Here is a 26070-nt window from a genome sequence, read left to right on the forward strand (position 1 = left end):
TTATAGCCCATTTACCATTAGGCTATAAACCAGATGACTACAAGCCAGAATTTGGGCTATAGCCATTCCATGGAACCTATTTGGAAAACACGACTGGCAGAGGCGCTTCAAGAAAGCGGCCTGAATATGCTGACAGCCTCCCGGTTGGCCGGGAAGAGCGACACCTATGTCCGGGATTTGCTCAAGAGGGACAAGGAGCCAACGATCGAGAATTTTATAAACCTTGCGAAAGTGGTCGGGAAACCGGTTTCTTATCTTATTGGGGAAGAAGCGCCTTTAAAAACCACTGTACCTGTAATGGGTTACATCGGCGCGGGCGCAGAAGTGTTACCCGAATTCGAACAAACACCACCTGAAGGTCTCGACCAGATCGAGGTACCTTTCCCTTTGCCCCAAGAGATGATTGCGCTGGTCGTTCGCGGCCAAAGCATGCTCCCAGCATACCGAGACGGGACAGCCATCATTGTTTTTAAGGATCAGAAAAGGCCCATAGAGGCGTTTTATGGTCAAGACGCTGCGGTACAAACCACAGACGGACGGCGCTTCCTGAAAACCATCATGCGGGGAAAACCCGGCATGGTGAACCTCCTATCATGGAACGCGGCCCCGATTGAGGATGTCTCGCTTAGCTGGATTGGAGAAATTTTCGCTGCACTTCCAAACCTTTCGAGGAAATAGCTCGCCTCAAAAAATGTTTCTGGTTTATAGCCCATTGACAAAAGTGGATATAGCCCAATAATCAACCTCGTTCGCAACGGCAAATCGCCGTGCGTTTAACCCGAACGAGGACACCACATGTTCGCAAAATTGAAAGAGAAGCTTTCCGGCTCGGTCAACAAGTACAGCGGTCGCAAGGACTTCCTTGAGGCCGTATGCGCCGCAAGCGCCCTTGTTGCCGCCGCTGATGGCGATATCTCCGACGCCGAAGTCGGTCAGACGATCAACGCCATCACTTCCAACGCCCAGCTTTCCGCAGCCTTCAAGACCGCCGAAATCGAACGCACCGCCGACGCCATGCTGAAGCGGGCGCAGGGTGGCCGCGTCGGTCGCGCCGGCCTCTACAAGGAAATCGAGGATATCAAGGCCGACCATGACATGGGCGAAACGGTCTTGCTGTCGGCGCTGGACGTGGCCGACCACGGCGGCATTGACGCCAAGGAACGCGAGGTGCTGGCGAAGATTGCTTCGACGCTCGGCCTGAACCTCGCAAACTACGATGTCTGATTTGATCAGGTCGTTTAAGGGCGTTGCCCTGGCTACGGCAGCAGGAGTGATTATCCTGCTGCAATTCACAATCCTCTCCGCCGCGTTGGACTTCGCAACCAGCTTTCTGCTGATCGTCGTCGGCTTCTTGGCGGGCAGGTTCTCGAAGTAATCCGTCGGGGCCGAACGTTATCGGCCTATTTAATCTCAACGACAGGATGAAGGACCGGATCGCTCATGAAAACGATCATTGATCCCGCGGTCGCGGCCAAAGCGGCTAGGCTTTTAGAGGCACGCGAAGCCGCTGGCTTTGATTTCGCGACCGACGCCGCAAAAGCTTTGGGAATTCGCTATCCGACCTATGCGGCTCACGAGAACGGAACCCGTGATTTCGACATCCCTTCGGCAATCAGGTATGCCGAGGCATTTCGCATCAGTCCTTCTGCTCTCGTTTTTGGATGCGGTGAAATACCCCAAAATCGTGATTTTGCTGAGATCATGGAGTACGTCGAAGAAATACGCGACCTCCTGCACGCGCTGGACAAGATCGGTGACGGTATCGGTGGCGCTGACGGTTTTGCGGTTTCAGCGGTCGCACTCAATGCAAAGTCGATCGCTGACAACGTCATAGACGCGCTCAGGGCTATGGGAGCGAAGTCATGAACACTCACTCCTCCAACGCAATTGCTGACATCGAACTGTCTGTGATCAAGAATGAGCCACGGGCACGTGATCTTGATATCGCCAAGCGTCTCGGATTTTCGAAGCCGACCAACATTCGCAATCTCATCAAGCGTAATCTGGTCGAATTGGAGCGATTTGGAATTTGCTTCACAGCGAAGCAAAATCACAAAGGGGGTCGCGGACGGCCGACCGATGAGTATTGGCTCAACGAAGAACAGTCTTTGCTGATTGCCGTTCTATCCGACACCGAAAACGCCGCCGACGTGCGTTACATGCTGATCAAGGTCTTCGTAGCTTTTCGTCGCGGCCAGATCTCGGGAAATCTGAACCTTGACCCGGAATCTCGGCACATACTCGGCGGAATGATCAAGCGTAACGCTGGCGTCGTCGTGCGCCAGGAGCTTGAACCAGTCCACGCCGATCTTCATGCCATGCGTGAAGAGATTGCCGATCTACGGGAGAAGGTTCGACCGGATGCAATTCGTCGGCAGGGCGTTCCAGCAAAGACCGTGTGGGACACTAACAGGCTTCCCCCCTTGAAATGCGGCACCGTCTGGCTTGGCAACAAACTGATGAAGATGGGCGCAGGAATGGAGTTCGGCCAACGGGCTGACATTGGCGGAAAGGCCGTGCGCCTTTTTGATCCCGACCGAGCGAAGCACTGCATGGAAAATGGGCTTCTGAATACGGCGCGCAAGTATGTTGCGGAACGTCAGGGTCAGGGGAAACTCAACCTCAATTCGACAGGAAAAGATAAATGACCGGGCAACCGAAACTCTCAAAGTTCGTCGGCAACGCTATTATCAATGGGAAAGAGGTGGCTTTTTTCACCCCGCCTCATGCCGAGCCGGATTTTCTATGGGTTGATGTCGAGCAGCTTGCAAAGGCGTTTCTCCCTCGCGCAGCAGCCCGTAAGATGATGAAGCACGCCAACGACTTTGACCGCACCAACCGCCCTTTGGCGACCGCCGCCTGCGGCGACAGGATCGCAACAATCATGTGTCATGCAATGGCGCAGGGTATGCTTGGAGCGATAGACCAAGCTATGCACGGCTATACCAAGCAGGATGATGAGTGGGGCGGCGGTCCGTCAGAGACAGCCTACTGCGTGGCCGCTGGGCAAATGATGTACGAGCACCACCGCTTGCCGGTCGAGTTGCTCGGCAAAGCGTTCCACAATCAGGGTGGCCCGTTCATGCGCAATGTGCGGGAGGGCGGGTGATGCGTCAGTCCTCGACCTTTTTGGAACGGTGCATCCGGTTGGCAAAGTCCACGAACGTGTCAACTTGCTTTTTTGTCGACCCGAGAGCTTTGAGACGGTCGGCTATATCTTTGGATTCCTGTATCGCTTCCTGCGAGGTCGCCGCCGTCCGCAGAACCATTCCCTCCATGATATTTGATCCAATGATCGCATATATCTCGCGGAGGAATTCCTGCCCTACGCTGAATATGTCCATGGGGCTAAGGTTTTCGTACTTGCCTTCCTTCATGCGTTGGATCATCGCATTTTCAGCTTCAAGGCCCTTGACGACGGCGGATAATAGATCGCGCATCTGGTCTTCACTTCGCATTCCAAGATGGCACAGCCTTCTTATCGCTTCACCGCGCGACTTCAGGCGGTTTCTGAACATCCATTCGTCTATCGCCTCAAGCTCCGATGGCGACATCATCGTCACCACGCGCTGATCTTTAAGTTCGTCCGCCACAATATGCCCCTGTGCAAAGTTGGTAAACTTTACAAAGACTGTTGACACATACGAAAAGCGAGATCAATATGGCAAACATGGTAAACATGACAAACTCTGAAGAAGGTGAACAGATGGTTAATGACTCCCGAACTCGCAGGTTCGTGGTCATGCTGACGCCGAGTGAGGAGGACGCCATTCAGAAGTTCAGATACGACAACCGACTGCCAACGAAGTCTGAGGCAGCACGGGAGTTGATAAAAGCTGGACTGGCTGGGGAAATGAAAACGGCCTCAGACTGAAGTTCGCAGCTTCAACCAAAGGCCGGTTTCGAAATGACTGCCGCGTTCGCAGCGCGGAAATCGAATGTCCCAAACGATGAGGATCGATAAATGGACAAGACTTCCAATAGCACAACTGTGCCCGCAGTTTCAACTGGCAACGATATTTCGTTCGAAAGCCTGATTGCCCGCCTCAATACAGCGACGACGGTAGCGAACAGTCTCTCGGTGCCACTTGAGGAAACCCCCGAAGAAGTAGAGCTTCACGCCGCTGTGGACGCGATTGCCGCGAGCCAAGCCAAACTTGTCTCGTACGACGGCGTCATGCAGGCGCTTCGTCTCGCGGTAAAAGAGAACGAAAACTACCAAGGATCGGATGTTAGCGTGGCCGCTGTGGCCGCCGCGCTCGATTTCCTTGAAGAACGCGAGACAGAGCTTCCAGTTGAGCGGGTCGAGCGTCTGGCGGTCGAGCTTTCCGAAGTCCTGCCGCACTGGGCAAACGGCCAGTTCATGGCGATAGTTCACCCGGCCGGCGATCCACGCGGACACTGGTTCCGCAACGCACGAGACGAAGACAGCAAGCCTGTCGATCCGATAGCGCGGCTGCGCGAAATCACCAATGAAGCGGCGATGCTGATCGCTACCAATCCAGACATGAAGATCGATCACGTAACCGTCGACAAGGACGGCATTTACACTGGTCTCGTCGTCTCCGGCCTTGCCGTCGCGCCCCAAGATCCACTTCTGGACACGATCAAAGGATTTCGGGATGGATTGGCGGCCTTCTCGGCAATCCCGGGCGACCAAATTACTGGGGCGAACGAAGACGGCCTTGTCGAGGCGACATATGGCCGGTGGCTGGTTAAGCTTGACGATTGGGACGAGCCTGCGGGGTCCGTGGAAGGCGCGATCGAAGCCATTAAGCTGATGCAGGATCAGGACGTATTTGTCGACGTTGTCGGGAAGTCCATGGCTAGAGCCGTTCTCTCTTTCCTTGAAGGAGTACGGGCATGAGAGCCGAGCGAGACGCTAAAATCGTCACCATCAACGTTCTTCGCCACAACCTCGAACTCATGTCGATGTACGAGTTGAACACCTTCATGGCTGCCGTCACCGCCGCGCGTGACGCTATCAACGGGATTGAAAACCAGCCCCGTTGCACCGGTAAGGCGATGGACGAGGTTGATGAACTCCAGAGCGGCTTTAACAGCATCATCAGCATGGTCGACGGCGTTGCGAAGGCCGCAAAGCCCGGGACAAAGGAAGAGGCGGTTATTCGCGCCGTCTTGATCATGCACAATGAAACGCAGTTTCACGACGAGTTCGAAAGCGTCGAGGATTGCTTTCTTGCCCTCAAAGCCGACATGGCGCCTTTTCTGGAAGGAGGCGCGTCATGAGCAAGATTTCGCGCAAACCGATGCTGCCAGCTTCGCTCTCTTCGCAAGTTCGGAACGGCGTTGCCGCACACGACGAAATCCAGCAGGTAGCCGATTATCTGGCCGACCTGATGCGCGGAGTTTATGGCGGTGATTGGCGCGTGTCCGTCAATCATGAGGCGCGTTTCGTCATGATCGCGGAGGACTTCTCATGAGCGATACCCGCACCAAATTTGATGACGCGACCGGCGCGGCCGAAAGCTTCATCCACGCCATGAAAAGGCTCATCGATACCTCTTTCGATGGAGGTAACGAGAAGCCGAAGGATTATTGCGCGCTGCAACTGCTTGCGGATTCCGCCATTCGCGAAATCACGGAGGCTTACAAGGCCTTCGGTGAAATGGAGGGAAGCCGATGATCGAGCGCCCCAACGAACCGCACTTCATCAAAACCGAAGACATTGAAGTCGCGCCAGGCGTCCGCATTGGCGATCTGCAATGCGTGGATGCTTGCCGGGAGGCCGTCGCCCGACTGGAATACGAAATCGGTTCAATCTCAGCCCAGATCGCACGGGCGGAGGAAGACCCGGCTTCGGTCCTTCCAGGGTGGAGAACACGCGCTCAGAACGCGCAACGCTGGAAGAAGAGAGCCATCAAGGCGATCAACACCCGCATCAGCGAAATGGGAAAGCTGGATCACAAACCGGCACCGGCACACAAGAACCAGAGCCGGGAAGCTATCCTGAATGTCATACGGGAGGACATCGGGGAAACCGCCATGGAGGCCTATGTGGCGACCGCCAAGCGCCGTTACCCGGAAGTTTTCACCCCTGTGGATAAGTCGAATAACGGGGAGAACGTCGGATGAGCGTCTTGCCGGAATGGACAAAGGCAATGCTTCCAGTCGGGATGAATGACGCCGCAACATTGTTGGGCGTCTCCCGCCGCTTCCTTAGCAATCTCGTCAAGACCCATCAGCACTATGAGAAGCGCGGGGCGAAGAAGGTTTTTTACCCCGAGCATATCGTTTTGCTGCGGGAAAGCTTGAAGGAGAAAGCGCCGTGTCGAACCTCGAACTCAAACAGCGCAACGGGGTCTGGTACGCGTCTGGCACAATCGCCGGCGAGCGCATACGAGAAAGCCTTGGAACTCGCGACAAGAAAGTCGCAGAAGAGCTCCGGGCGCAATACGAAGCGCGGGTCTGGAAACGTCATACCTATGGCGAGGAAGCCGTAAGGCTTTTCGAGGAAGCAGCCACAAGCTACATGCGGCAGGGCGGGGAGGCCCGGTTCCTGCCGCCGATTATCAAATATTTCAAGGGGAGGGCGGTCGGCACCATCAAGCCGGCCGAACTGCGTTCTATGGCGCTGACGGTTTTCCCGACGGCGGCACCGGCCACTCGGAACAGACAGGCTATCGTTCCCGCGCGCGCCGTGATGAACCATGCCCATGATCTGGGCTGGTGCGGCGCTATCAAGGTGAAGATGTTCGAAACGCCGAAGTCGAACAAGCATCAGCCGGTTGATCGGAAGTGGCTGGATGCCTTCCTTGCGCAATCCGACAAGGACAAGCTGTGGCATCTGTCGGCGCTGGTGCTGTTCATGAACCAGACGGCGGCCCGCGTGTCGGAAGCCGTGAACCTTATGGGCGAACACGTCGATCTGTCGGAACGGGTGGCGGTGCTGGCGAAGACGAAGACCGAAGAATGGTCGGTGCGGCACCTGACGGCCGAACTCGTTTCGAGGATGGCGGGGCTGGATATCCAGAAGGGGGAGCACGTTTTCAGCTACACGGACCCGAAGTCTGTGAACAAGCGCATCGCAGCGGTTTGCGATCGGGCGGAGATCGAGAAGAGAACGACCCATTCCGCCGGGCGGCATTCGTTTGGTACGAACGCCATGAAGCTGCCAGACGCGGATATCAAGATGGCGATGGACGCCGGCGGCTGGAAGTCTGCAAAGCTGTTTTTGGAAACCTATGTGCACAGCAAGAATGCTGGGAAAACGCTTGCTGAAAAGCTCGACAAGCAAAATGGGCTCATTGGCACAGATTTGGCACAGCCCAAAGAGAAGAAGGCGTATCGATTTGGAAAGAAAGGATAAATTCCGATTTGCCCGCTTGCCTTGGTAAGGGAGAGGCCGAGAGTTCAAATCTCTCTAGCAGCACCATTTCTCCCATAAATTCAAAAAATTACGCAATTTCCAGAGATGCCGGCATTAGTCTGCCGCGCGTTGCTTGTGCGCTTTCCCAAGCACTCCGTGTAAGCCTTGGAGAACAGAAATCCAGACGAACGGGAAAACCGCGCCTCTTGCGAAGCGCGGTTTCCATATCCGAATATTCTGTTGCTGCCAGAGCGGGACGAAACCGCCCGTAGCCAACGGGCGCCGCTTACTGGCGGAATAGCGACAGGATATTTTCGGAGCTGGTATTGGCGATGGAAAGCGACTGGATCGCCAGCTGCTGCTGCGTCTGGAGAGCCTTGAGCTTGGTTGACTCTTCGTTCATGTCGGCGTCAACCAAGCGGCCGATGCCCTTGTCGATGGAGTCGGTCAGCTTCGAGACGAAGTCTTCCTGCAGATCGAGACGCATCTTGATTGAACCAAGATCGGCGCTTGCGCTGATAAGCGATTCCAGCTGGGTGTTGACGAACTGGATCATGTTGTCGAGACCGTCATTGTCGGTCAGCGGCTGGCCTTTGGCATCCGTCAGCCCGCTGAGGTCCTTGGTGATGTCCAGATCGATCAGCGAGTAATCAAGCTTCTGCGCCATCTGCGACGTTGCCGCAGCGGTTTCGAGATAGATATTGTTGTTGGAGGAGCCACCGGTGCCGATCGCCGTCACAGTGGTGCCGGCGGGCGTCGGTGCCGTATTGTTGGCCTTCACATAGAGGGCTTCGCCAGCTGCGTTTTCACCGATCTTGAAATAGGTGCCGTTGTTTCTTGCGGTTGTTGCCGCAGCAACGGTTACGAGGCCGGTTGTTGCGTCCGCAGCCGAAACCGTGGTTGTCGTACCCGACGGGAAACCAAGAAGCTGAGCCTCGGTAAACACTTTTGCGGTAGAAGGCGTGGTTGTCGCAACACCTGCGGGCGTCGTCGTGGTGATTTCGAAATCACGCAGAACACCGGTGTCGGAGTAATAGGCAGCGCTGTCGAGAATGCCGTTTTTCGTCGCGCCGGTTGACGTATCGAAAAGCGCGGTCTTGTTATCAACCTGAATGTTGATGGTCTTGACGGCGACGTTACCTGCACCATCACGAACGAAGGAACCGACGATCTGTTTGGTGACCGGCGTCAGGTTGCCCGAAGCGTCGCTGATCTTGCCCTTCAGCCAGTTTTCGCCGGAGAAGGAGGCGGATTCGCCGATGCTCTTGAGCTGGTCCTGAAGCTGGCGGATTTCTTCCTGGATCTTTGCCTTGTCGACACCTGCTTCGCGGGCTGCAACCAGCTTCTTGCTGATTTCCTTGACGACATCGACGGTGGTTTCCATCGCGGAATAGGCGGTATCGACCTTTGCGGCGCCGAGGCCGAGGGCGTCCTGCACGGCGGAAAGAGCGCCATTATCGGAACGCATGGTGGTCGCGATCGACCAGTAGGCGGCGTTGTCGGACGCGGTCTTGACGCGCAGGCCGGAGGAGACACGCGACTGCGTTTCTTCCATGTTGCTGCCGATGGCGCGAAGGGTCTGAAGGGCGGCCATTGCCGCGACGTTTGTCAAAATGCTGGTCATAATTATTTGCCCCTTGATTGGCTGAAATGAAAAGGGACATTCCGGATTGCCGCCGGGAACGATCGAGCGGCTTGATGCCTGTTAACCTCTTTTTCGTCTTGGTTAACCAATCGTTTCGATGACTAGGTTTTAGGCGGCGAATGGTTAACAAAGCCTAAATCAATAAAGGGAAAAATTAAGGAACGATAATTTTTCTTAACCATAATGAAAAAAGCCGCGCTCGAGGCGCGGCTTTCCGTTTTTGACGATGTTGCCCGTGATTAACGGAAGAGCGAGAGAATGCTCTGCGAGTCGTTGTTGGCGATCGACAGGGCCTGAACAGCCAGCTGCTGTTGGGTCTGAAGAGCCTTCAGCATCGTGGATTCTTCGTTCATTTCAGCGTCGACCAGGCGACCGATGCCCTTGTCGAGCGAGTCGGTCAGCTTGTTGACGAAGTTTTCCTGCAGTTCGATGCGCATCTTGACCGAGCCGAGGTCGGCGGCGGCGGACGTCATGCTCTGGAGCTGCTTGTCGACGAACGACACCATGGCGTCGAGGTACTGGTTTTCCGAGACTGCCGAGCCGTCGCTGTTCTTGAACGTGCCGGTCAGGTCCTTGGTGATGTCCAGAGACGTCAGCGAGTAGGTCAGCTGGGTTGCGAGCTGGGCGTCAGCGCCTTCTTCCAGGTAGATCTTGGTGGTGCCGTCGAGGCCAACGGCAATGTTGGTCTTGGTTGCCGGCGCAGTCGGCGCAGTCGTGTTGATTTTCACGTACTGGTCGTTGCCAAGATTGAAGTAGGTGCCGTTGACGTTCGGAGTGGTCGTATCGGCATTAGCGATCGTGACGATACCCGTTGCAGCGGCGGTGGTGAAGGTGACGGCGGTGCCGGCGGTTGCTTCCTTCAGGCCCTTAAGCTGAGCTTCAGTATAAACCTTGGCTGCAGCAACCTTGGTCACCGGCTGGGCGGCGCCTACGCCGTCCGAGTCATTGGTGATTTCGAACAGCTTGTAGCTGCCCGTGGAAGAAAAATAAGCGTAGGAGTCGAGGACGCCTTGCTTGTCCTTTGCAGCGCCCGAAGACGTGTCGAACAGGACCGTGTTACGGCTCAGGTCAACATTAACGGTCTTTACGGATACGTTACCGGCGGCGTCGCGGATGAAGGAGCCCACGATCTGCTTGGTGACGTTCTTCAGTTCGCCAGCGCCGTTGCTGACAGTAGCCTGCAGCCAGTTTTCACCGGAGAAGGAAGAGGAGCTGGAGATCGACTTCAGCTGATCCTGGAGCTGCTTGATTTCTTCCTGGATCTTGGACTTGTCGACGCCGGGTTCGCGGGCGGCAACCAGCTTGTTCTTGATTTCCTTGACGACGTCGATGGACGATTCCATACCGGAATAAGCCGTATCAACCTTGGCAGCGCCGAGGCCGAGAGCGTCCTGGACGGCCGAAAGTGCGCCGTTGTCGGAACGCATCGTGGTCGCGATCGACCAGTAAGCGGCGTTGTCGGAAGCTTCGCCGACGCGCTGGCCGGAGGAGACGCGGTCCTGCGTCGTTTCCATGTTCTGGCCGATAGAGCGCAGGGTCTGAAGTGCAGACATAGCTGCGACGTTAGTAAGAATGCTCGTCATAGTAGATTTGCCCCTTGAATGGCTGATTAGAAAAGGGACATTCCGGTCTCACCGGGAACGGCGCACAGCGTCATGCCTGCTAACCGGCTGATTTTTAAAGGTTAGCTCACCGTTTCGATGGCTCTAGCTAACCTTTATATAGTTAATGAAGACCTAATGGCTTTCTAAAAAAGTGCATTCTGGCGGTTTGTTTTGCAACCCTTGCGCGTGCGCGCGCGTAGCTGGAAATGTTTAAAAAAATAATAAAGCCGCACCCGTTTCCGGATGCGGCTTTGATAGAGGGGCAATACGCTCGGGTCAGCCTCCGTTGCGTCTGCCATTTTCACCCGATTACAAGACGGTCAGCCCCCGCTTGCGATCTTGTGTTTTATGTCATTCCGGCCAGCGGCTATCCGCTTGTCCATGCGCAAAATCTGACAGCCGGTGCTTTCCAATTTCCTAATTTCAGCGGACGCCCGGGCCTTCGCTCTAATCGTGGTAAATGCTTTGAAAGCAGGAATGGTAAATGAAACCTTGCGGTTTGCATGCCATGCCCAGAACGCAAAACCGCGCCCTTTCGGGCGCGGCTCGTTTTTTTAGAATTTTCGTTCCGATTAACGGAAGAGCGACAGGATGTTCTGCGAGTCGCTGTTGGCGATCGACAGGGCCTGAATTGCCAGCTGCTGCTGTGTCTGCAGAGCCTTGAGGCGGGTGGACTCTTCGTTCATGTCGGCGTCAACCAGACGGCCGATACCCTTTTCCATGGTCGAGGTCAGCTTGGAGACGAAGTCTTCCTGCATGGAGATGCGGTTGGACACCGAACCCAGATCGGCAGCAGCGCTGTTGAGGGTTTCGAGCTGCTTGTCGACGTGGCTGATGAGCTTGTCGAGGATGTCGTTGTCCGTTGCAGCGGCAGTGCCGAGCATTGTGGCGCCAGCGCCCTTGTAGATAGACAGGTCCGAGATATCGAGGTTCGAAACAGTCTGCTTTACGCCGTCTGCGATCGCTGCCTTGTCGAGAATGCCCGTGCCCTTGCCGTCCGTCACAGCGCCGGTGTCGAACAGGATGTTCGAACCGCTGAGCTGCATGTCAACGCGCTGAACCTTGACGGCGCCAGCGGAGTCACGGGTGAAGGATGCGACAACCTGCTTTTTCAGGTTGGCGATAGCGGCATCGTCCGTACCGGCAGCAAATGCGGTGCCATCGTTGGATGCCTTCGTCTTCAGCCAGTTTTCACCGTTGAAGGTTGCGGAGTCTGCGATGGAGGTCAGCTGCTTCTGGAGCTGGCCAATTTCCTTCTGGATCTTCTTCTTGTCGGCGGTCGGGTCCTGAGCAAGGATCAGCTTGTCCTTGATTTCCTGGACGACCTTGATGGTGGCTTCCATGCCGGAATAGGCAGTGTCAACCTTGGCAGCGCCGATGCCGAGTGCGTCGGAAACGGTGGAGAGTGCCGAAGCGTCCGAACGCATGGTGGTCGCGATGGACCAGTAAGCGGCGTTGTCGGAGGCGGAACCTACTTTGAGGCCCGACGAAATACGGCCCTGTGTGGTCTCCATGTTGTTGCCGATAGAACGCAGCGTCTGGAGAGCAGCCATAGAGGAGGCGTTGGTGAGAATGCTTGCCATAATATATTGTCCCTTGTTTTTACGAGATACTGGAATTGGGGACATTCCGGACTTCGTATTACCGGTCACAACGTTTCGGCTTCATGCCACTCGGTTCAGAGTTACTTGTCTCTTGAAACCAAACCCGCTGTGTGTAGGGAGAATTTCGCAGCGAAAAATTGCGTAATTATTAATTTGAGCATTAAGAAATACTGGAAAATACTTATGGTTACTGCGAAGTGTATTTAAATGGTAAGTTTTTAATTTAAAATTATAGTTATCCGGGCCCTAGCAAAATTGGTAACCAAAGCCTTAAAACGCGAAAACCCCGCTGCCGTGGGGCTGCGGGGTTAACAAACAGGATTAACGAAGTTTATTTCGGCACAAATGCCGTCAGTTGAACGATCTGACGAGGCTGCCGACGAGCAGGTTCCAGCCGTCGATCAGCACGAAAAACAGGATCTTGAACGGCAGGGAAATCGAGGTGGGCGGCAGCATCATCATGCCCATGGCCATGGTGATGGTGGCGACGATAAGGTCGATGACCAGAAACGGCAGGATGATCAGGAAGCCGATCTCGAAACCGCGGCGGATTTCCGACAGCATGAAGGCCGGAACGAGAACGCGGTAATCGACGACATTGTCGGTCATCACTTCCTGTCCGCGCTCACGGGCGATATCGACGAACAGCTTGAGGTCCTTGTCACGCGTATTGGCGTTCATGAAGGTACGGAAGGGTTCGGCAATGCGCCCTATCGCCTGCTGTTCGTTGATCTGGTTCTGCAAAAGCGGCTGCACGCCGTCCGTCCAGGCTTTGTCGAAGGTGGGCGACATGACGTAGAAGGTCATGAACATCGCCATCGACAGCAGGATCATGTTGGATGGCGTCGAGGCAAGGCCCATGCCCGAGCGCAGGATCGAAAAGGCGATCACGAAACGAGGAAAGCTCGTGACCATGATCAGGATGCCCGGCGCGACGGAGAGAACTGTCAGAAGGCCGAAGGTGCGGATGATCCATGCCGCGACGGATCCGTCGATCTGCGTATTGAACAGATCGGACGGAAATTGCTGGGCGTTGGCAAGGCCCGGCAAGGCGAGGAGGACGGCGATGGTTACAAGAAATCGAATCATTCGATGACAAAGGTCCGGAACATGACCTTGGATACGCGCCCTTGCGAGCGCAGGTCAACTCGTTCCTGAATGTCATCCTTAAGATATTGAAAGCCGCGCGGCCCTTCCAGCTGCTGAAGGGAAACGGTGCGCACATAGGCCATGATATCCTGGTGGATATCCTCCGCCAGTCCGACTTCCACCGGCCCCTTGAACATCAGCGCCACTTCCAGCCGCACCCAGTTGGTCGAAGGGTAGGCGAGGTTGGTGGTGATGGGATCGAGCTGGACGATGCCGTTGGCTTCGGCCGAGATTTTCTCTATGCCCTCGACGGCCTTGCCCTTTTCACCCGAAGCGGCTGGCGCGTGCGCTGCGGCCTCAGCGCCGGCGATCTTGGGGGCGATCATGCCGCCCACCAGCCAGCCGCCGCCCGCACCGAGCAGCGTCAGGATCACAACGCCAGCGATGGTCATGACCACCGGAGAGGACTTTTTCTTGCTCTCAGCCTGTTCGTTTTCCATGGTCAGTCCCGCTCCCGCAAACCGGCGTCAGAGCGGCGAGAACAGGTCGACGACCTGCTGACCGACCGGGGGCTGCTGCACTTCCGTCAGGCGGCCACGACCGCCGTAGGAGATGCGGGCTTCGGCGATACGCTCGTAGGAAATCATGTTCTGCGCATCGACATCCTGCGGCCTGACGATACCGCCGACATTGAGGATGCGGATTTCGTGGTTGACGCGCACTTCCTGCGAACCGCTGATGATGAGGTTGCCGTTTTCCAGAATGCCGGTCACCACGGCAGCCACCATCAGCGTCAGCTTTTCAGAACGCTTGGTCTTGCCCTTGGCCTGGGTGTCGGTGTCGGATCCGTATTTGATGTTGGAGTCCGCTTCCGGCGTCCAGCCGAAGATTTCCGCCTTGGCCTTCCAGTTCAGACCGCTGGAATTGGTGCGGTTGCGCTCGGTCTCGTTGTCGAAATCGGCCTTGTCGTTGATCTGGATGTTGACGGTCAGGATGTCGCCGATGTTCAGCGCGCGCAGATCCTTGAACAATGCGCCCTGGCTGTCGCTCCATAGCGAATAGCCGCTCGCCATATGTTTCGGCTGCTTGGGATACATGCCCATCTGCGGCGTCTGGCTGAATTGCAGGCCGCTGCCGATCGGGCTCATCGCGGGTGCGTTGCCGATTTCCTTCAGGGTCTGGTTGTTCTGGCAGCCTGCCAGCAGAGCCAGCGGCAGGAGGAGGGCCGGAAGGCGACGCGTGCTCATGAAGGATCCTTCGAAGTGTTTTTGTCGGTTGCCTGCGACATGATGCCGGCGACGGTGGCAGCTTTCTGCGCATCCATCTCGCTGAGGATGAGGCCGGATTGGCGCGGCGGCAGCTGCATGATGATGGCGGCCGCGATCTCCACATGCATCTTCTCGAGCTGGGGTGCGGCGGCGTCCGGCTTCATCGTCTTGTAGACATCGACGAGATTGGCTTTCGCCTGGGCGAGGAAATGTTCGCGGCGCGCCAGCCAGTCCTCATATTCTGCCTTGCGGTCTTCCAGCACGGAGATGCGCTCGTTGACGTCGGCCTGAAGCTTTTCAAGCTCCTGCTTCTGCATCAGATACCGCTGGTCGCGGGCGGCATCGGCGATGTTGGTGCAGAATTTCTGGATTTCATCCTGCGTGCTCAGTTCCGACACCACGTTCTGCTGGCTTTCGGCGCCGGCGGCCGGCAGCAGGAAAAGCAGGGAGGCAACGGCTGCGAACCGGACAAGACCATTCGGCAGGGCTTGGTTTTTAAGAAGTTCCATCATTGCAGCACAAGCTCCGCCTGAAGGGCGCCGGCGGATTTGATGCCTTGCAGGATGGATATGATGCCATCCGCCTTGAGCCCGATGCTGTTGAGACCGGCAACCAGCGTGCGAAGGTCAGGACCTTCGACGATGGCGACCTTGCTGCCTTCCTGCAGCGCCATGATGTCCGTCTGCGGCTGCACGGCGGTCTGGCCGCGCGAGAAGGGCTCCGGCTGGATGACCTGCGGCGATTCCGTCACCTGCACGGTCAGCGTTCCATAGCTGACGGCAACGCGGGAGATGCGCACATCCGCGCCAATGACGATCGTGCCGGTGCGTTCGTTGATCACGACCTTGGCGGGCGTATCCGTCTCCACGGTCAGGTTCTCGATTTCCGCCATCAGCCGGGTGAGGTCAGCGGTGCGGGGTTTCTGCACCGCGATTTCCTGCGAATCGCGCGGCTCGGCGATACCATCGCCGTAACGGGCGCGGGCAAAGGCGTTGACAACGTCCGCAACACGCACCGCAGTCGAAAAATCGGGATTGCGCAGCTGAAGGACCAGATTGACCGAATCCTTGAATTTGGACGGCAATTCACGCTCGATGATCGCGCCGTTCGGCACGCGCGCGGATGTGGTGACGCCCTGCGTCAGCGTCGCGGCATCGCCCTGCGCCGAAAAGCCGTTGACGATCAGCGCTCCCTGCGCAACCGCATAGATCTGCCCGTCTGCGCCGGAAAGCGAGGTCATGATCAACGTGCCGCCGCGAAGCGAAGAGGCGTCGCCAAGCGAACTGACCGTCACGTCCACACGGCTGCCGGGGCTGGCGAAGGGCGGCAGATTTGCCGTCACCATCACGGCGGCGATGTTCTTGGCATTCGACTGGCCGCCCTGCGTGGTGATGCCGAGGTTCTGCAGCATCGCGCGCATGGATTGTTCGGTGAATGGTGAGGAGCGCAGGCTGTCGCCCGTACCCTGGACGCCGACGACGAGACCGTATCCGATCAACTGGTTGTCGCGTCCGGCCTGCAGCGATGCGATATCCTTGATACGGGATGTATCGGCGTGGGCTGCGGGTACGGGAAGGAACGGCTGGGCCGAAAACAGAATGGCCGCGGCCAGGATACGAAGCAATCTCATTTCGCCATCACCTGAATGGTTCCGTCCTTCATGACCGTGCCGCTGACCATCACGCCGGAATCGATGTTGCGCACACGCACCACCTCACCAAGCGAGCCGTCGGTCATCGGCGTTCCCGAGGCCATCAGCGTCATGTTGCCGATGGTGAAAACGAGCTTGACGCTGGTACCGCGCACCACCAGCGACGCTTCGCGCAGGGCGGCGACCGGGATCGTGCGGCCGGGAAGCAGAGTCTGCTTGGAAATCATGCCCTCAACTTCGCTGATGTCGGTCGCGTAGCCCGAGGAAATGTTGGGATTGGTCACTTCCACCGGTTTCACCTGGTCGGACGAGATGGTTTCACCCGGATAGATGGTGCGTGTGGGAACCAGCGCCATCGGCGCCTGGGCGAAAGCCGGCGCCATGGCAACAAGTGAAAAGGCAGACGCCAGGCACATACGGACGAGCGCCGTTCTGCAGCTGTTATTTTTTCGGCCAAACCTCATGTCCGCCTGCCTTTCCGTTCTTACTTCAGGTTCTTGCTGACAATCGATGCCATTTCGTCAGCGGTGGTGATGACCTTGGAATTCATCTCATAGGCGCGCTGCGCCGTGATCAGGTCGGTGATTTCCTTGACGGCATCGACGTTCGAGCCTTCAAGGTAGGATTGCTTGATGTAGCCGTAGCTCGGATCGTCGGGCACGCCGATGACCGCGTCGCCGGAAGCCGGCGTCTGGGCAAAGAGGTTGTCGCCGAGCGGCTTCAGACCGGCTTCGTTGGCGAAGTTGGCGATGGTCAGCTGGCCAAGTTCGGTGAAGTCTGCGGCGTTGCCGATACGGGCCGTCACCTGACCCGTGCGGGTAACGGTGATGTCCTGCGCGTCGGTCGGGATGTTGATATTGGGGATGACATTGTAGCCATCGACCGTCACCAGATTGCCGTCGGCATTCTTGTTGAAGGCGCCGGCGCGGCTGTAGAGCGTCGAACCATCAGCCGCTTCGATCTGGAACCAGCCCTGTCCGATAATCGCCACGTCGAGTTTGTTGCCGGTCTCGATCAGGTTGCCCTGGGTGTGAATGTTGCGGACGGCAGACGTCTGCACGCCGAGACCGATATTGGCGCCTTCCGGCACGATCGCCTGATTGGCGCGGTTCGGCACGCCCTGCATGCGCTCCGTCTGGTAGAGCAGATCGGTGAACTCCGCACGCGCGCGCTTGTAGCCGGTGGTGTTGATGTTGGCGATGTTGTTGGCGATGACTTCCAGATTGGTCTGCTGGGCGTCCATACCGGTGGCGGCGATTGCAAGAGCTCTCATATCAATATTCCCGCTGGGCTAGATCTGCATCTTGGTAATGTCGAGATAGGCCGACACGATCTTGTCGCGCAGCGCGATGGCGGTCTGCAGCGATTGCTCGGCCGAAAGCACGGCATCGACCACTTCACGCGTGTTCGCCTTGCCCTGAATGCCTTCGAAGGAGGCGACTTCTGCCTTCTTCAGGTTGTTCATCGCATCCAGCGATACGTTGCCGAGAACGCTTGCGAAGCTTGCGCCCGTCTGCTGGGCGGGCGTCGTCTGCTGGCTGCCGAAAACGCTTTCGGTCAGCGAGGAGATATCGCTTGCGCCGCGCGTGAGCGAAAGGGAACTGAGTTGCTTGATGCCGTCGATCATTGCGATGCCTTCAGAAGGTCGATGGTGGAAGCGACGAGGTCGCGTGTCTGGCGGATGACCTGAAGGTTGGCGTCATAGCTGCGGTTGGCTTCGCGCATGTCGGCCATCTCGATCAGGATGTTGACGTTCGGCATCTTCACCATGCCGTTTGTGTCGGCGGCCGGGTTGCCGGGGTCGTATTCGTTGACGAAGTCACCACGGTCGACGCCGAGCTTCTTCACCGTCACGCGCTCCACACCGCTGACGCGGTCGAGTTCGGAACCGAAGGTAACGGTCTTGCGGCGATAGGGGTCGGCGCCGGGGGTGTCGCCGGTCGATCTGGCGTTGGCGATGTTTTCGGACACGACGCGCAGTCGGGTGGACTGCACCTCCAGGCCGCTGCCCGCGATCTTGCTCGCCGCACTCAAGGGATCCATGGTTTACCTCTTAACCGTCATCAGCATCATGCGATGGAAGGATTTGACGAGATTGGCGTTCAGGTCGTACTGCCGCTTGATCTCGCCCGTCTTGGTCATTTCCTCAGCAAGCGCGACCGAATTTCCGGACTCCTGCATGCCGATCTCGTTATTGACCGGGTTGTCGCGCACGGCGATATTTTCGCTGAGGTTGCTCGCGCCAAAATGGGCGGGATGGGTCTTTGCCATGCCGACCTGCTGGCTGGTGGCCTGCATGACCGCTTCGAAAGGGCTGACATCCTTGGCGTGGAACTTGGGGGTGTTGGCGTTGGCGATGTTGGTCGCCACGACTTCCTGCCTCACGCTCAGCCATTCCGCTTGGCGGGATGCCAGATCGAACAGTTGAATCGGTTGCATAGACTTCTCCATCTCGTATGGCCCGAACCTAAGCACCTAATCTTGCGTCAGACTTGCGGGGAGGGGCAAAGACGCCGAACGGCGGAAGAACGGCCATCCGTGAAACAAAAAAGGCGCGCCGGCAGATGCGGCACGCCTTTTTCAAGGAAGAAAAAATTGTCTACTTTTCAGGACGATAGGTTTTACCCGAGGACGTTTCGATCTGCCATTCGCCGCCGCGTTGCTCGATCTTGGTCAGAAGCGCATTGTCTGGCAGGGTGGAGCCGACCCGCACCATATACATGCCCGATCCATCCTCGATCAGCGCGCGGCCGTTGGAAACATGCAGCAAACGAAAGGAAGTCTGGCCGGGGAAAGGCTGGTCTTCCACGCCGGCGGCAAGATCGTTCTGCTTTTCCTTGCCGCTGGCGTTGACTGTCGCCGTCGTCAGCATATCAGGCAGTTCGGCCGGTTGCGGCATGTCTTCCTTGTTGCGGTTGGTCATGGCCATCGGCGAAACGCTGAAGACTTCCCGGGGGCCTGTATGGGGCAGGTCGCGTGTGCGGTCACCGCCCGCCACCTTTATTCCAAACTTGTCTTCATTGAAGAACACATACCAGGGGAAAAAGGCCGCAGCTGCGGCAAGTCCAATTCCCGTCCAGGCCAGAATGCGGTCCAGCGTGAAAAAAGGCGGCTGCGACCGTGTATCCTCGACGTCGCCATTGTCGATCTTTTTCTTTTTCACGGCGTCAGCCTCTCATTCTCGGGTTTACCTGCGGCTGATTGTTCTGCACTCCGCCACGTAGCGCTGTCGCGAGATCAGCATAGGCGTCCTGCGCCGCCGGTTCGTTCGGAAGCTGTTTCAGCGTTTCATAGATGATCGGGACCTGCTTTACCGCCATGTCGAGATCGGGATCGGTGCCGGGGCGATAGCCGCCGATGAGGCGCAGATCCCGTGTTTCCTCGAAGCGATGCACCAGCGCCTTCAGGCGCGAGACCAGCTTTTCCTGATCCGGCGTCCAGGCCTTCTTGGCAAGACGCGAGATCGAGGCGAGCGGATTGATCGGCGGATAACGGCCTTCTTCGGCAAGGCTACGATCCAGCACGATATGGCCGTCGAGAATACCGCGGGTCGAATCGGCAATCGGATCGTTGTGGTTGTCGCCATCCACCAGAATAGAGACGATGGCGGTGATGGTGCCGGTGCCTTCGGCGCCGGGGCCGGCCCGCTCCAGAAGCCGCGGTAGTTCGGTAAAGACCGAGGCCGGATAACCGCGCGCAACCGGCGGCTCGCCCGAAGCAACCGCCACTTCGCGGATCGCATGGGCGAAACGGGTGACGCTGTCGATGATAAGAAGAACGTTGTCGCCCTTGTCGCGGAAGTGCTCGGCAATGGTGACGGCGGAAAGCGGCGCCATCTTGCGCAGCATCGGGCTTTCATCGCTGGTGGCAACGACGGCGATGGACTTGCTCATATTCTCGCCCATCGTGTCTTCGATGAATTCGCGCACTTCGCGTCCGCGTTCGCCGACGAGCGCGATCACTACCTTGTCGAAGGCGTCGGCCTTGGCGAGCATCGACAGCAGCGTGGATTTGCCGACGCCTGAGCCGGCGAAAATGCCGAGACGCTGGCCGAGACACAAGGGAGAGAAAATATCGATTGCCCGCACGCCGGTCTTGAAAGGCGTCTCCACGCGCTTGCGCGTCATGGATGGTGGCGCATTGTTGGAGATAGAACGGCGCTCTGTACCGGAGGAAACCGGCCCCTGGCCGTCGATGGGTTCGCCAAGCGCATTGATGGTGCGTCCGCACCAGCTGTCGTCAGGCGCGACACGGAAAGCGCCCTTGCGGATGACGGTGTCGTGAATACCGATCGGTTCACCGGGTTCGATGGGGCAGACATAGCAGATATCCGGCTCCACGCGCACGACTTCGCCGAGATGGATGCCGGTCGTGCTGCGATGGGCGACGAACTCGCCGAGCCTCACATGCCGCGACAGGCCGGAAACCGTATAGTGTCCGGCGGCGATGGTACGGACATGGCCGCCCGGCGCCACCGAAAACTCCGGATCGGCATAGTGTCCGGCGAGGCTCGCCAGCTGGGCAAGTTTCGGTGAAATAGCCTCAGCCGAGAGCATGGGTTCCGGCATTGTCATTGCTCAGTTCCTTAACGCGCGCCGCCAAGCGTCTTGATGCCTTCGCCGAAGGTGGATTCGGTATCGCGCATCAGCGAGGAAATGCTCTCGAAGGCCCGGTTGACCTGAATGAGCTGCGTCATCTGGGAAATGCCATTGACGTTCGACTGTTCGAGATAGCCCTGAACGACGCCGACCTCGTGATCGTTGACGACCGGTGTCGGCTGGGCCACGGGCTTCACGCCGCTATTGGGATGGCGCAGGAAACCTTGCGAGAAATCGGCTTTGAAGATGCCGAGCGTGGCGACGATATTCTCGTTCTGCCTGATGGCACCGTCGAGCCCGACGGTGATCGGTCCGCCATTCGGATTGAGCTGGATGGGACCGCCGCCGGCGTCGAGGACGGGATAACCGTTCGACGAGATCAGCGCGCCGTCCGGGCGCATGGTGAAACGGCCGTCGCGGCTCAGAATCTGGCCATCGGGCGTGTCCATCGAGAACCAGGCGTCGCCCTTGATGGCGAAGTCGAAGGAATTGCCGGTCTGCTCGAAAGCGCCCTGGCGGGTGGAGAGATAGTCGTTACCCTGTGAAACGAAGGCCACCTTGGCATTCATGTCATTGTGGTTCTTGGCAACCATTTCGTCGAATTTCACTTCGGAGCCACGGAAGCCGACCGTGTTCACATTCGCCATATTATCGGAAATGGTGGTGAGACGGCGCTCCAGCGCGATCTGTGAGGACAGGGCGACATATAGTCCGGATTGCATATCATTTGCCTCCGAGTTTCAGGGAGTTGATGGAAATCAGCAGGTCCGGGGAAATGCCGTAGCCGCTGGAGGAGCCGAAAACGGCCAGGGGGTCGTAGGTCGTCGAAGGGTTTTGCATTTCCCACATGATGGTGAAACGCTCGAGCAGCTTGCCGACCTTTTCAGGATCTTGCAGATCCTTGATCTTGATGGATTTTTCGATGAGAGCGGCCTGTTTTTCGACACTCGCAGCGGCAAATTCGTCAGGCAGGTTGAAGGCTGTGCGGAACACCTGCGCGAGCGCGTCATCGGCCAGGAAATCCATGCCTGATTTGATCGTCGGCGCCTTGCGCTCGAAATAAAGGGCAAGCCGGACGCCGTTATTGTCATCGCCGGCTGTCTGTTCCAGCGTCTGGCGGGTATATTTCTCGATGGTGCCCGATTGTGCAGCCTCGGTCGCGGTCGCAGCTTTTCCAAGCTCGGCAAAATTCAGTGATTTCGCCAGATCCGCGTAACGATTGTCGGAAAGCTTGTTGGCGAAGGCATCCTTGTCCGAGGTGCCTTCCGTCAGCACCTTGCGAATGAAGGCTTTCGCATAGGCCATGTCCTCGAGGCCATGGGCTTTCAACGCATAATTATAAAGGCGTGTATCGGCCATGAAGTCATCGATGGATTTCACATCGCCGATCTTCGCGCGGTAATATTCGGTTTCGCGCGCCACGTCAGGCTGCTTCGACACGCGTTCAAGCGACTTGCCGATGTCCTGACTGATCAGTCTGTAGCTGGTGTAGGTGGAAGTCACTGAACCGCCGCTCTCGTTTGATCCCGATCTCGAGGCGCACGTCCGCCTTTGCCGGCATATTGCCGTAGCTTGCTTGTGCGAAACTGGTTGCCGGAGAAGCATGAAAGAGGCGTAGCGGACAGGTTCACGCAAGCCACATTTTCTAGAGATGGCGGCATGGAACACTGTTCGGGCGTGGTCGATCAATGAATATTGTAATTGGACTTATAATCACCTTCGGCTGCATCATCGGCGGCTACATGGCGATGGGCGGCCATCTGGACGTCCTCATCCAGCCGTTCGAACTGTTGATTATCGGCGGGGCGGGGCTTGGCGGCTTCATCATGGCGAACCCGATGAAGGTCGTGAAAGATTCGGGCAAGGCGCTCGGCGAGGCCTTCAAACATTCGGTTCCGAAGGAGCGCAATTATCTCGACGTGCTCGGTGTGCTTTATTCGCTGATGCGCGATCTGCGCACGAAATCGCGCAACGAGATCGAAGCGCACATCGACAATCCGGAAGAATCCTCGATCTTCCAGTCGGCGCCCTCGGTTCTGAAGAACAAGGAACTGACCTCGTTCATCTGCGACTACGTTCGCCTCATCATCATCGGCAATGCCCGTAGCCACGAAATCGAGGCGCTGATGGATGAAGAAATCGAAACCATCCTCTACGACAAGCTGAAGCCTTACCACGCGATCACCACCATGGGCGATTCCTTCCCCGCCATCGGTATCGTCGCGGCGGTTCTCGGCGTCATCAAGGCCATGGGCAAGATCAACGAATCGCCGGAAGTGCTGGGCGGCCTGATCGGCGCCGCACTCGTCGGCACCATGCTCGGCATCATCCTGTCCTACTCGATCTGCAACCCGCTCGCATCGCAGGTCAAGATCGTCCGCTCCAAGCAGCACCGCCTCTACATCATCGTCAAGCAGACGCTGATCGCCTACATGAACGGTTCGGTGCCGCAGGTCGCGCTTGAATACGGCCGCAAGACCATCTCCAACTACGAGCGGCCGTCCATCGACGCCGTCGAGCAGGAGATGATGAATCCCGGCGGCGAAAACAAGGCGGCATGACCATGGCAAAAGCTGCAGCGCAAAGAGCCCCCGCCATCGACACGGCCCTGCTCGCGCAACTCACCGGTGGGCTTTCCGATCGCAAGACGATCGCCAGGATCGGTTCCGACATCGGCCATCTCTACAGCGAATTCCTGCCTGATATCTTTCACAGCGAGACCGGCATCGCGATCGACGTCGAATATATCGGTTCCGAATCGGGGCTGATGACCGATCTCATCGCCAATGTCGGGCACAACGTCTCGGTTGCCGATTGTTCGCTGCGCAACTGGTGCCCCAATTTCATGATGGCGGTCGGCAACGGCTTTGTCATCGCGCTCATGGAGCGCATGCTGGGTGCCGCACCCGACACCATCGGCGAACCTGACGAGCGCAACCTGTCGCATATCGAACTTGACCTTGCGGCCATGGTTCTCGGCCGCATCGCGGGCGTCCTGCGTTCGGGCGTCAACGCGCCGGGCGGCTTCGAGGCGACGATCGACCCGCCGTTCAGTGCCAATGGAAAGAGCGCCTTCGACGAGATGATTGCCGGCCTTTACGGCGTCAGCATCCGCATGAAGATCGATATCGGCAAGGTTTCGTCGGAGTTTTCTCTCATCGTGCCGCAGCGGCCCCTGCTCAAGACCTCCATCGTCGCGCCCAAGGCTTCGGCCCAGGCGCTGAAGAAGCAGGAGGAATGGATGGAAATGATCTCGCAGCAGGTGAAGAGATCGCAGGTAACGCTCGAGGCGCGCATCAAGCTCGAAACGCTGACCTTGCGGACGATTTCCAAACTGGTGGCCGGCGATGTCATTCCGTTTCAGGATCTGAAGCAGGACGATATCGGCGTCGAGGTCAGCGCCAACGGCTCCAAGCTCTATAATTGCGAATTCGGCAAGTCCGGTGAGCGCTACATGGTTCGGGTGAAGAACAATGTCAGCACGGACGACGAGATTTTGCGACATTTGATGGGTTAAAATCCTGCCCGCCCTTTTTGGGCTCTGGGCAGGCTGACGCAAGTTTCAAAGGGAATAATCAGCGCATGGCTACGAAGAAAACACCTCTGACCGATGATGCGGAGCTGCCGTCGCTGGAAGATGCCGGCGACATCGACCAGGCTATCGGCGATCTGCGTGGCGTCCTCAAGACGGACGCGGAAGGTTCGCTGTCCGATTTTGGCGACTTCGGCGATTTCGGAAGCACGGACGACGCTTCCGATGATACCGACCTTTCCGCCTTCGGTGGCGGAGCGGCCAGTTTTGCGATGGATGATTTCGCCACCACCCCGCAGGTCGCGGGTGTGAAGGCGCCGCTTGGCAGCGGATTGTCCGAGAACATGGAACTGATCATGGACATCCCGATCGATGTCCAGATCGTTCTCGGCACCAGCCGTATGCTGGTTTCGGGACTGATGAGCCTCGAAGAGGGTGCGACGATTGCGCTTGACCGCAAGATTGGCGAGCCCGTCGAGATCATGGTGAATGGCCGCCGTATTGCGCGCGGTGAGATAACGGTACTTGAAGACGACGATACGCGCTTCGGCGTAAAATTGATTGAAGTAATGAGTACCAGAAAAGCCTGATCCCTGTGGGGACGGAGAGGAAAGACCATGATGGACTTCGAGGATTTCGGTAACCCCCTTGCGGGCAAGCCGTTGTCTCAGGCCGACAAGGCGGCCGCGGTGCTGCTTGCCATGGGCAAGGGCGTCGCCGGCAAGCTGCTGAAGTTTTTTACGCAGCACGAATTGCAGATGATCATTTCCTCGGCCCAGACCCTGCGCGTCATTCCTCCCGATGAACTTGCGCAGATCGTGGCGGAGTTCGAAGACCTGTTCACCGAAGGAACGGGTCTCATGGACAATGCCAAGGCAATCGAAAGCATTCTCGAAGAAGGCCTGACCCCTGAAGAGGTGGACAGCCTTCTCGGTCGTCGTGCAGCCTTCCAGGCCTATGAAGCCTCGATCTGGGATCGCCTGCAGGAAGCGGAGCCGGAATTCGTCGGCAAGTTCCTGCTGCGCGAACATCCCCAGACCATCGCCTATATCCTCTCCATGTTGCCCTCATCCTTCGGTGCCAAGGTTCTCCTGACCATTCCCGAAGAGCAGCGCGCCGATATCATGAACCGCACGGTGAACATGAAGGAAGTGAGCCCGACGGCTGCCCAGATCATCGAGAAGCGTGTGATCAATCTGATCAACGAGATCGAAGCGGAACGCAATGCAGGCGGCTCCACAAAGGTTGCCGATCTGATGAACGAGCTGGAAAAGCCGCAGGTCGATACGCTGCTCAGCTCGCTCGAAACACTGAGCAAGGAAGCCGCAAACAAGGTCAAGCCGAAGATCTTCCTTTTCGACGACCTCATGTTCATGCCGCAGCGCAGCCGCGTCATGCTGCTCAACGATGTTTCGGCCGACGTTCTGACCATGGCGCTGCGTGGCGCCACGATGGAAATCAAGGAATGTGTGCTGTCCAGCATCAGCCCGCGCCAGCGCCGCATGATCGAATCGGATCTTGCCGTACCGCAGGCCTCGGTCAACACCCGCGAAGTGGCGATCGCCCGCCGCGCAGTTGCCCAGGAGGCTATCCGTCTGGCCAATTCCGGCCAGATTCAGCTGAAGGAAGCCGGCGCGGAAGAACAATCGGCCGCCGCTTGAGCGGAAGCCGGTTGATAACCCACCCTTCGGGCAGAACCGGCCATTGCGATGGCCGGCCCCGGACGCTAGTTTCGGGATGACGGCCTGC

Annotated in this window: 33 protein-coding genes and 1 pseudogene; 16 read left to right on the top strand and 18 right to left on the bottom strand. The window is 57.6% G+C overall.

Annotated elements, in window-relative coordinates; all coding sequences use genetic code 11:
• Positions 1–33 precede the first annotated feature (33 nt).
• The 6 genes from AKG12_RS00570 to AKG12_RS00590 all read left to right on the top strand — a co-directional run bounded on the left by AKG12_RS00570 (position 34) and on the right by AKG12_RS00590 (position 3109).
• The gene (locus AKG12_RS00570; RefSeq protein WP_156316003.1) at positions 34–678 is read left to right on the top strand and encodes a S24 family peptidase; all 645 of its coding nucleotides are present in this window, start codon (positions 34–36) and stop codon (positions 676–678) included.
• A gap of 117 nt (positions 679–795) precedes the next feature.
• Entirely contained in the window at positions 796–1224 is a 429-nt protein-coding gene (locus AKG12_RS00575; RefSeq protein WP_052817050.1) for a tellurite resistance TerB family protein, read from the top strand.
• Positions 1217–1375, top strand: a complete 159-nt coding sequence (locus AKG12_RS30040) for a hypothetical protein (protein WP_156316004.1) — start codon at positions 1217–1219, stop codon at positions 1373–1375. The genes AKG12_RS00575 and AKG12_RS30040 overlap by 8 nt, the downstream gene beginning before the upstream one ends.
• A 65-nt stretch (positions 1376–1440) precedes the next feature.
• Complete coding sequence (locus AKG12_RS00580; protein ID WP_052817052.1) at positions 1441–1866, top strand: helix-turn-helix domain-containing protein; 426 nt, start codon at positions 1441–1443, stop codon at positions 1864–1866.
• Complete coding sequence (locus AKG12_RS00585) at positions 1863–2648, top strand: hypothetical protein (RefSeq protein WP_052817055.1); 786 nt, start codon at positions 1863–1865, stop codon at positions 2646–2648. Before AKG12_RS00580 ends, AKG12_RS00585 begins: the two co-directional genes overlap by 4 nt.
• A complete protein-coding gene (locus AKG12_RS00590) occupies positions 2645–3109 on the top strand; it encodes a hypothetical protein (RefSeq protein ID WP_052817058.1) in 465 nt (154 codons plus the stop codon). Before AKG12_RS00585 ends, AKG12_RS00590 begins: the two co-directional genes overlap by 4 nt.
• Positions 3110–3113: 4 nt before the next feature.
• Here AKG12_RS00590 and AKG12_RS00595 read toward each other — a convergent pair whose 3' ends face one another.
• Positions 3114–3593 carry a hypothetical protein gene (locus tag AKG12_RS00595; protein ID WP_156316005.1) on the bottom strand — a complete coding sequence of 160 codons (480 nt, stop codon included), beginning with the start codon at positions 3591–3593 and terminating at the stop codon, positions 3114–3116.
• Between the two features lie 371 nt (positions 3594–3964).
• On the opposite strand from AKG12_RS00595, the gene AKG12_RS00605 reads away from it, so the two are divergent.
• The 6 genes from AKG12_RS00605 (at position 3965) to AKG12_RS00635 (ending at position 7330) form a co-directional block, all read left to right on the top strand.
• Complete coding sequence (locus AKG12_RS00605; protein ID WP_052817065.1) at positions 3965–4867, top strand: hypothetical protein; 903 nt, start codon at positions 3965–3967, stop codon at positions 4865–4867.
• Positions 4864–5250 carry a hypothetical protein gene (locus AKG12_RS00610; RefSeq protein WP_052817069.1) on the top strand — a complete coding sequence of 129 codons (387 nt, stop codon included), beginning with the start codon at positions 4864–4866 and terminating at the stop codon, positions 5248–5250. Before AKG12_RS00605 ends, AKG12_RS00610 begins: the two co-directional genes overlap by 4 nt.
• The gene (locus AKG12_RS00615) at positions 5247–5444 is read left to right on the top strand and encodes a hypothetical protein (protein WP_052817071.1); all 198 of its coding nucleotides are present in this window, start codon (positions 5247–5249) and stop codon (positions 5442–5444) included. The genes AKG12_RS00610 and AKG12_RS00615 overlap by 4 nt, the downstream gene beginning before the upstream one ends.
• Entirely contained in the window at positions 5441–5647 is a 207-nt protein-coding gene (locus tag AKG12_RS00620; RefSeq protein ID WP_052817073.1) for a hypothetical protein, read from the top strand. The genes AKG12_RS00615 and AKG12_RS00620 overlap by 4 nt, the downstream gene beginning before the upstream one ends.
• Positions 5644–6096, top strand: a complete 453-nt coding sequence (locus AKG12_RS00625; protein WP_052817075.1) for a hypothetical protein — start codon at positions 5644–5646, stop codon at positions 6094–6096. The genes AKG12_RS00620 and AKG12_RS00625 overlap by 4 nt, the downstream gene beginning before the upstream one ends.
• Before the next feature lie 193 nt (positions 6097–6289).
• On the top strand, positions 6290–7330 hold the full coding sequence (locus tag AKG12_RS00635) for a tyrosine-type recombinase/integrase (protein ID WP_156316006.1): 1041 nt from the start codon (positions 6290–6292) through the stop codon (positions 7328–7330).
• Between the two features lie 286 nt (positions 7331–7616).
• Here the strand turns inward: AKG12_RS00635 and AKG12_RS00640 are convergent, their stop codons facing one another.
• The 17 genes and pseudogenes from AKG12_RS00640 to AKG12_RS00720 form a co-directional block, all read right to left on the bottom strand.
• Positions 7617–8954, bottom strand: coding sequence for a flagellin N-terminal helical domain-containing protein (locus AKG12_RS00640; protein WP_046800571.1), 1338 nt, complete (start codon positions 8952–8954; stop codon positions 7617–7619).
• Positions 8955–9214: 260 nt separating this feature from the next.
• Entirely contained in the window at positions 9215–10558 is a 1344-nt protein-coding gene (locus tag AKG12_RS00645) for a flagellin N-terminal helical domain-containing protein (protein WP_046800572.1), read from the bottom strand.
• A 593-nt stretch (positions 10559–11151) separates the two neighbouring features.
• Positions 11152–12162: a flagellin N-terminal helical domain-containing protein gene (locus AKG12_RS00650; RefSeq protein ID WP_052817081.1), complete on the bottom strand. Its 1011-nt coding sequence runs from the start codon at positions 12160–12162 to the stop codon at positions 11152–11154.
• 372 nt (positions 12163–12534) lie between these two features.
• The gene (fliP, locus tag AKG12_RS00655; RefSeq protein ID WP_052817083.1) at positions 12535–13272 is read right to left on the bottom strand and encodes a flagellar type III secretion system pore protein FliP; all 738 of its coding nucleotides are present in this window, start codon (positions 13270–13272) and stop codon (positions 12535–12537) included.
• Positions 13269–13772 (bottom strand): flagellar basal body-associated FliL family protein, encoded by a 504-nt coding sequence (locus tag AKG12_RS00660; RefSeq protein WP_052817086.1) that lies wholly within the window; start codon positions 13770–13772, stop codon positions 13269–13271. Before AKG12_RS00660 ends, fliP begins: the two co-directional genes overlap by 4 nt.
• A 27-nt stretch (positions 13773–13799) precedes the next feature.
• The gene (flgH, locus tag AKG12_RS00665; protein WP_046800576.1) at positions 13800–14519 is read right to left on the bottom strand and encodes a flagellar basal body L-ring protein FlgH; all 720 of its coding nucleotides are present in this window, start codon (positions 14517–14519) and stop codon (positions 13800–13802) included.
• The gene (locus tag AKG12_RS00670; protein ID WP_046800577.1) at positions 14516–15052 is read right to left on the bottom strand and encodes a MotE family protein; all 537 of its coding nucleotides are present in this window, start codon (positions 15050–15052) and stop codon (positions 14516–14518) included. The genes flgH and AKG12_RS00670 overlap by 4 nt, the downstream gene beginning before the upstream one ends.
• Positions 15049–16104, bottom strand: a pseudogene (locus tag AKG12_RS00675) (flagellar basal body P-ring protein FlgI); the annotation flags it as partial. The gene AKG12_RS00670 and the pseudogene AKG12_RS00675, both read right to left, overlap by 4 nt.
• Before the next feature lie 62 nt (positions 16105–16166).
• Positions 16167–16655 carry a flagellar basal body P-ring formation chaperone FlgA gene (gene flgA, locus AKG12_RS00680; protein ID WP_080842295.1) on the bottom strand — a complete coding sequence of 163 codons (489 nt, stop codon included), beginning with the start codon at positions 16653–16655 and terminating at the stop codon, positions 16167–16169.
• Between the two features lie 20 nt (positions 16656–16675).
• Positions 16676–17464: a flagellar basal-body rod protein FlgG gene (flgG, locus tag AKG12_RS00685; RefSeq protein WP_003503427.1), complete on the bottom strand. Its 789-nt coding sequence runs from the start codon at positions 17462–17464 to the stop codon at positions 16676–16678.
• A gap of 18 nt (positions 17465–17482) precedes the next feature.
• Complete coding sequence (fliE, locus tag AKG12_RS00690; protein WP_046800580.1) at positions 17483–17818, bottom strand: flagellar hook-basal body complex protein FliE; 336 nt, start codon at positions 17816–17818, stop codon at positions 17483–17485.
• On the bottom strand, positions 17815–18234 hold the full coding sequence (gene flgC, locus AKG12_RS00695; RefSeq protein ID WP_046800581.1) for a flagellar basal body rod protein FlgC: 420 nt from the start codon (positions 18232–18234) through the stop codon (positions 17815–17817). Before flgC ends, fliE begins: the two co-directional genes overlap by 4 nt.
• 3 nt (positions 18235–18237) lie before the next feature.
• Positions 18238–18630: a flagellar basal body rod protein FlgB gene (gene flgB / locus AKG12_RS00700; protein WP_046800582.1), complete on the bottom strand. Its 393-nt coding sequence runs from the start codon at positions 18628–18630 to the stop codon at positions 18238–18240.
• Between the two features lie 160 nt (positions 18631–18790).
• Positions 18791–19354, bottom strand: coding sequence for a hypothetical protein (locus AKG12_RS00705; RefSeq protein WP_137002486.1), 564 nt, complete (start codon positions 19352–19354; stop codon positions 18791–18793).
• A 4-nt stretch (positions 19355–19358) separates the two neighbouring features.
• A complete protein-coding gene (gene fliI, locus AKG12_RS00710; RefSeq protein WP_052817089.1) occupies positions 19359–20765 on the bottom strand; it encodes a flagellar protein export ATPase FliI in 1407 nt (468 codons plus the stop codon).
• A gap of 11 nt (positions 20766–20776) precedes the next feature.
• The gene (gene flgF / locus AKG12_RS00715) at positions 20777–21511 is read right to left on the bottom strand and encodes a flagellar basal-body rod protein FlgF (protein ID WP_052817091.1); all 735 of its coding nucleotides are present in this window, start codon (positions 21509–21511) and stop codon (positions 20777–20779) included.
• Position 21512: 1 nt separating this feature from the next.
• Positions 21513–22292 carry a DUF1217 domain-containing protein gene (locus AKG12_RS00720; protein ID WP_052817094.1) on the bottom strand — a complete coding sequence of 260 codons (780 nt, stop codon included), beginning with the start codon at positions 22290–22292 and terminating at the stop codon, positions 21513–21515.
• A 185-nt stretch (positions 22293–22477) separates the two neighbouring features.
• Here AKG12_RS00720 and motA point away from each other — a divergent pair, with 185 nt between their 5' ends.
• The 4 genes from motA (at position 22478) to fliG (ending at position 25982) form a co-directional block, all read left to right on the top strand.
• Entirely contained in the window at positions 22478–23350 is an 873-nt protein-coding gene (gene motA, locus AKG12_RS00725) for a flagellar motor stator protein MotA (RefSeq protein ID WP_046800586.1), read from the top strand.
• Positions 23347–24306 carry a FliM/FliN family flagellar motor switch protein gene (locus tag AKG12_RS00730; protein ID WP_052817096.1) on the top strand — a complete coding sequence of 320 codons (960 nt, stop codon included), beginning with the start codon at positions 23347–23349 and terminating at the stop codon, positions 24304–24306. The genes motA and AKG12_RS00730 overlap by 4 nt, the downstream gene beginning before the upstream one ends.
• A 65-nt stretch (positions 24307–24371) precedes the next feature.
• Positions 24372–24911, top strand: coding sequence for a flagellar motor switch protein FliN (gene fliN / locus AKG12_RS00735; protein WP_046800588.1), 540 nt, complete (start codon positions 24372–24374; stop codon positions 24909–24911).
• Between the two features lie 27 nt (positions 24912–24938).
• Positions 24939–25982, top strand: coding sequence for a flagellar motor switch protein FliG (fliG, locus tag AKG12_RS00740; protein WP_046800589.1), 1044 nt, complete (start codon positions 24939–24941; stop codon positions 25980–25982).
• Positions 25983–26070 lie beyond the last annotated feature (88 nt).

Origin of the sequence: Agrobacterium sp. SUL3 (assembly GCF_001263295.1) — a bacterium.
Classification (GTDB): Bacteria; Pseudomonadota; Alphaproteobacteria; order Rhizobiales; family Rhizobiaceae; genus Agrobacterium; species Agrobacterium tomkonis.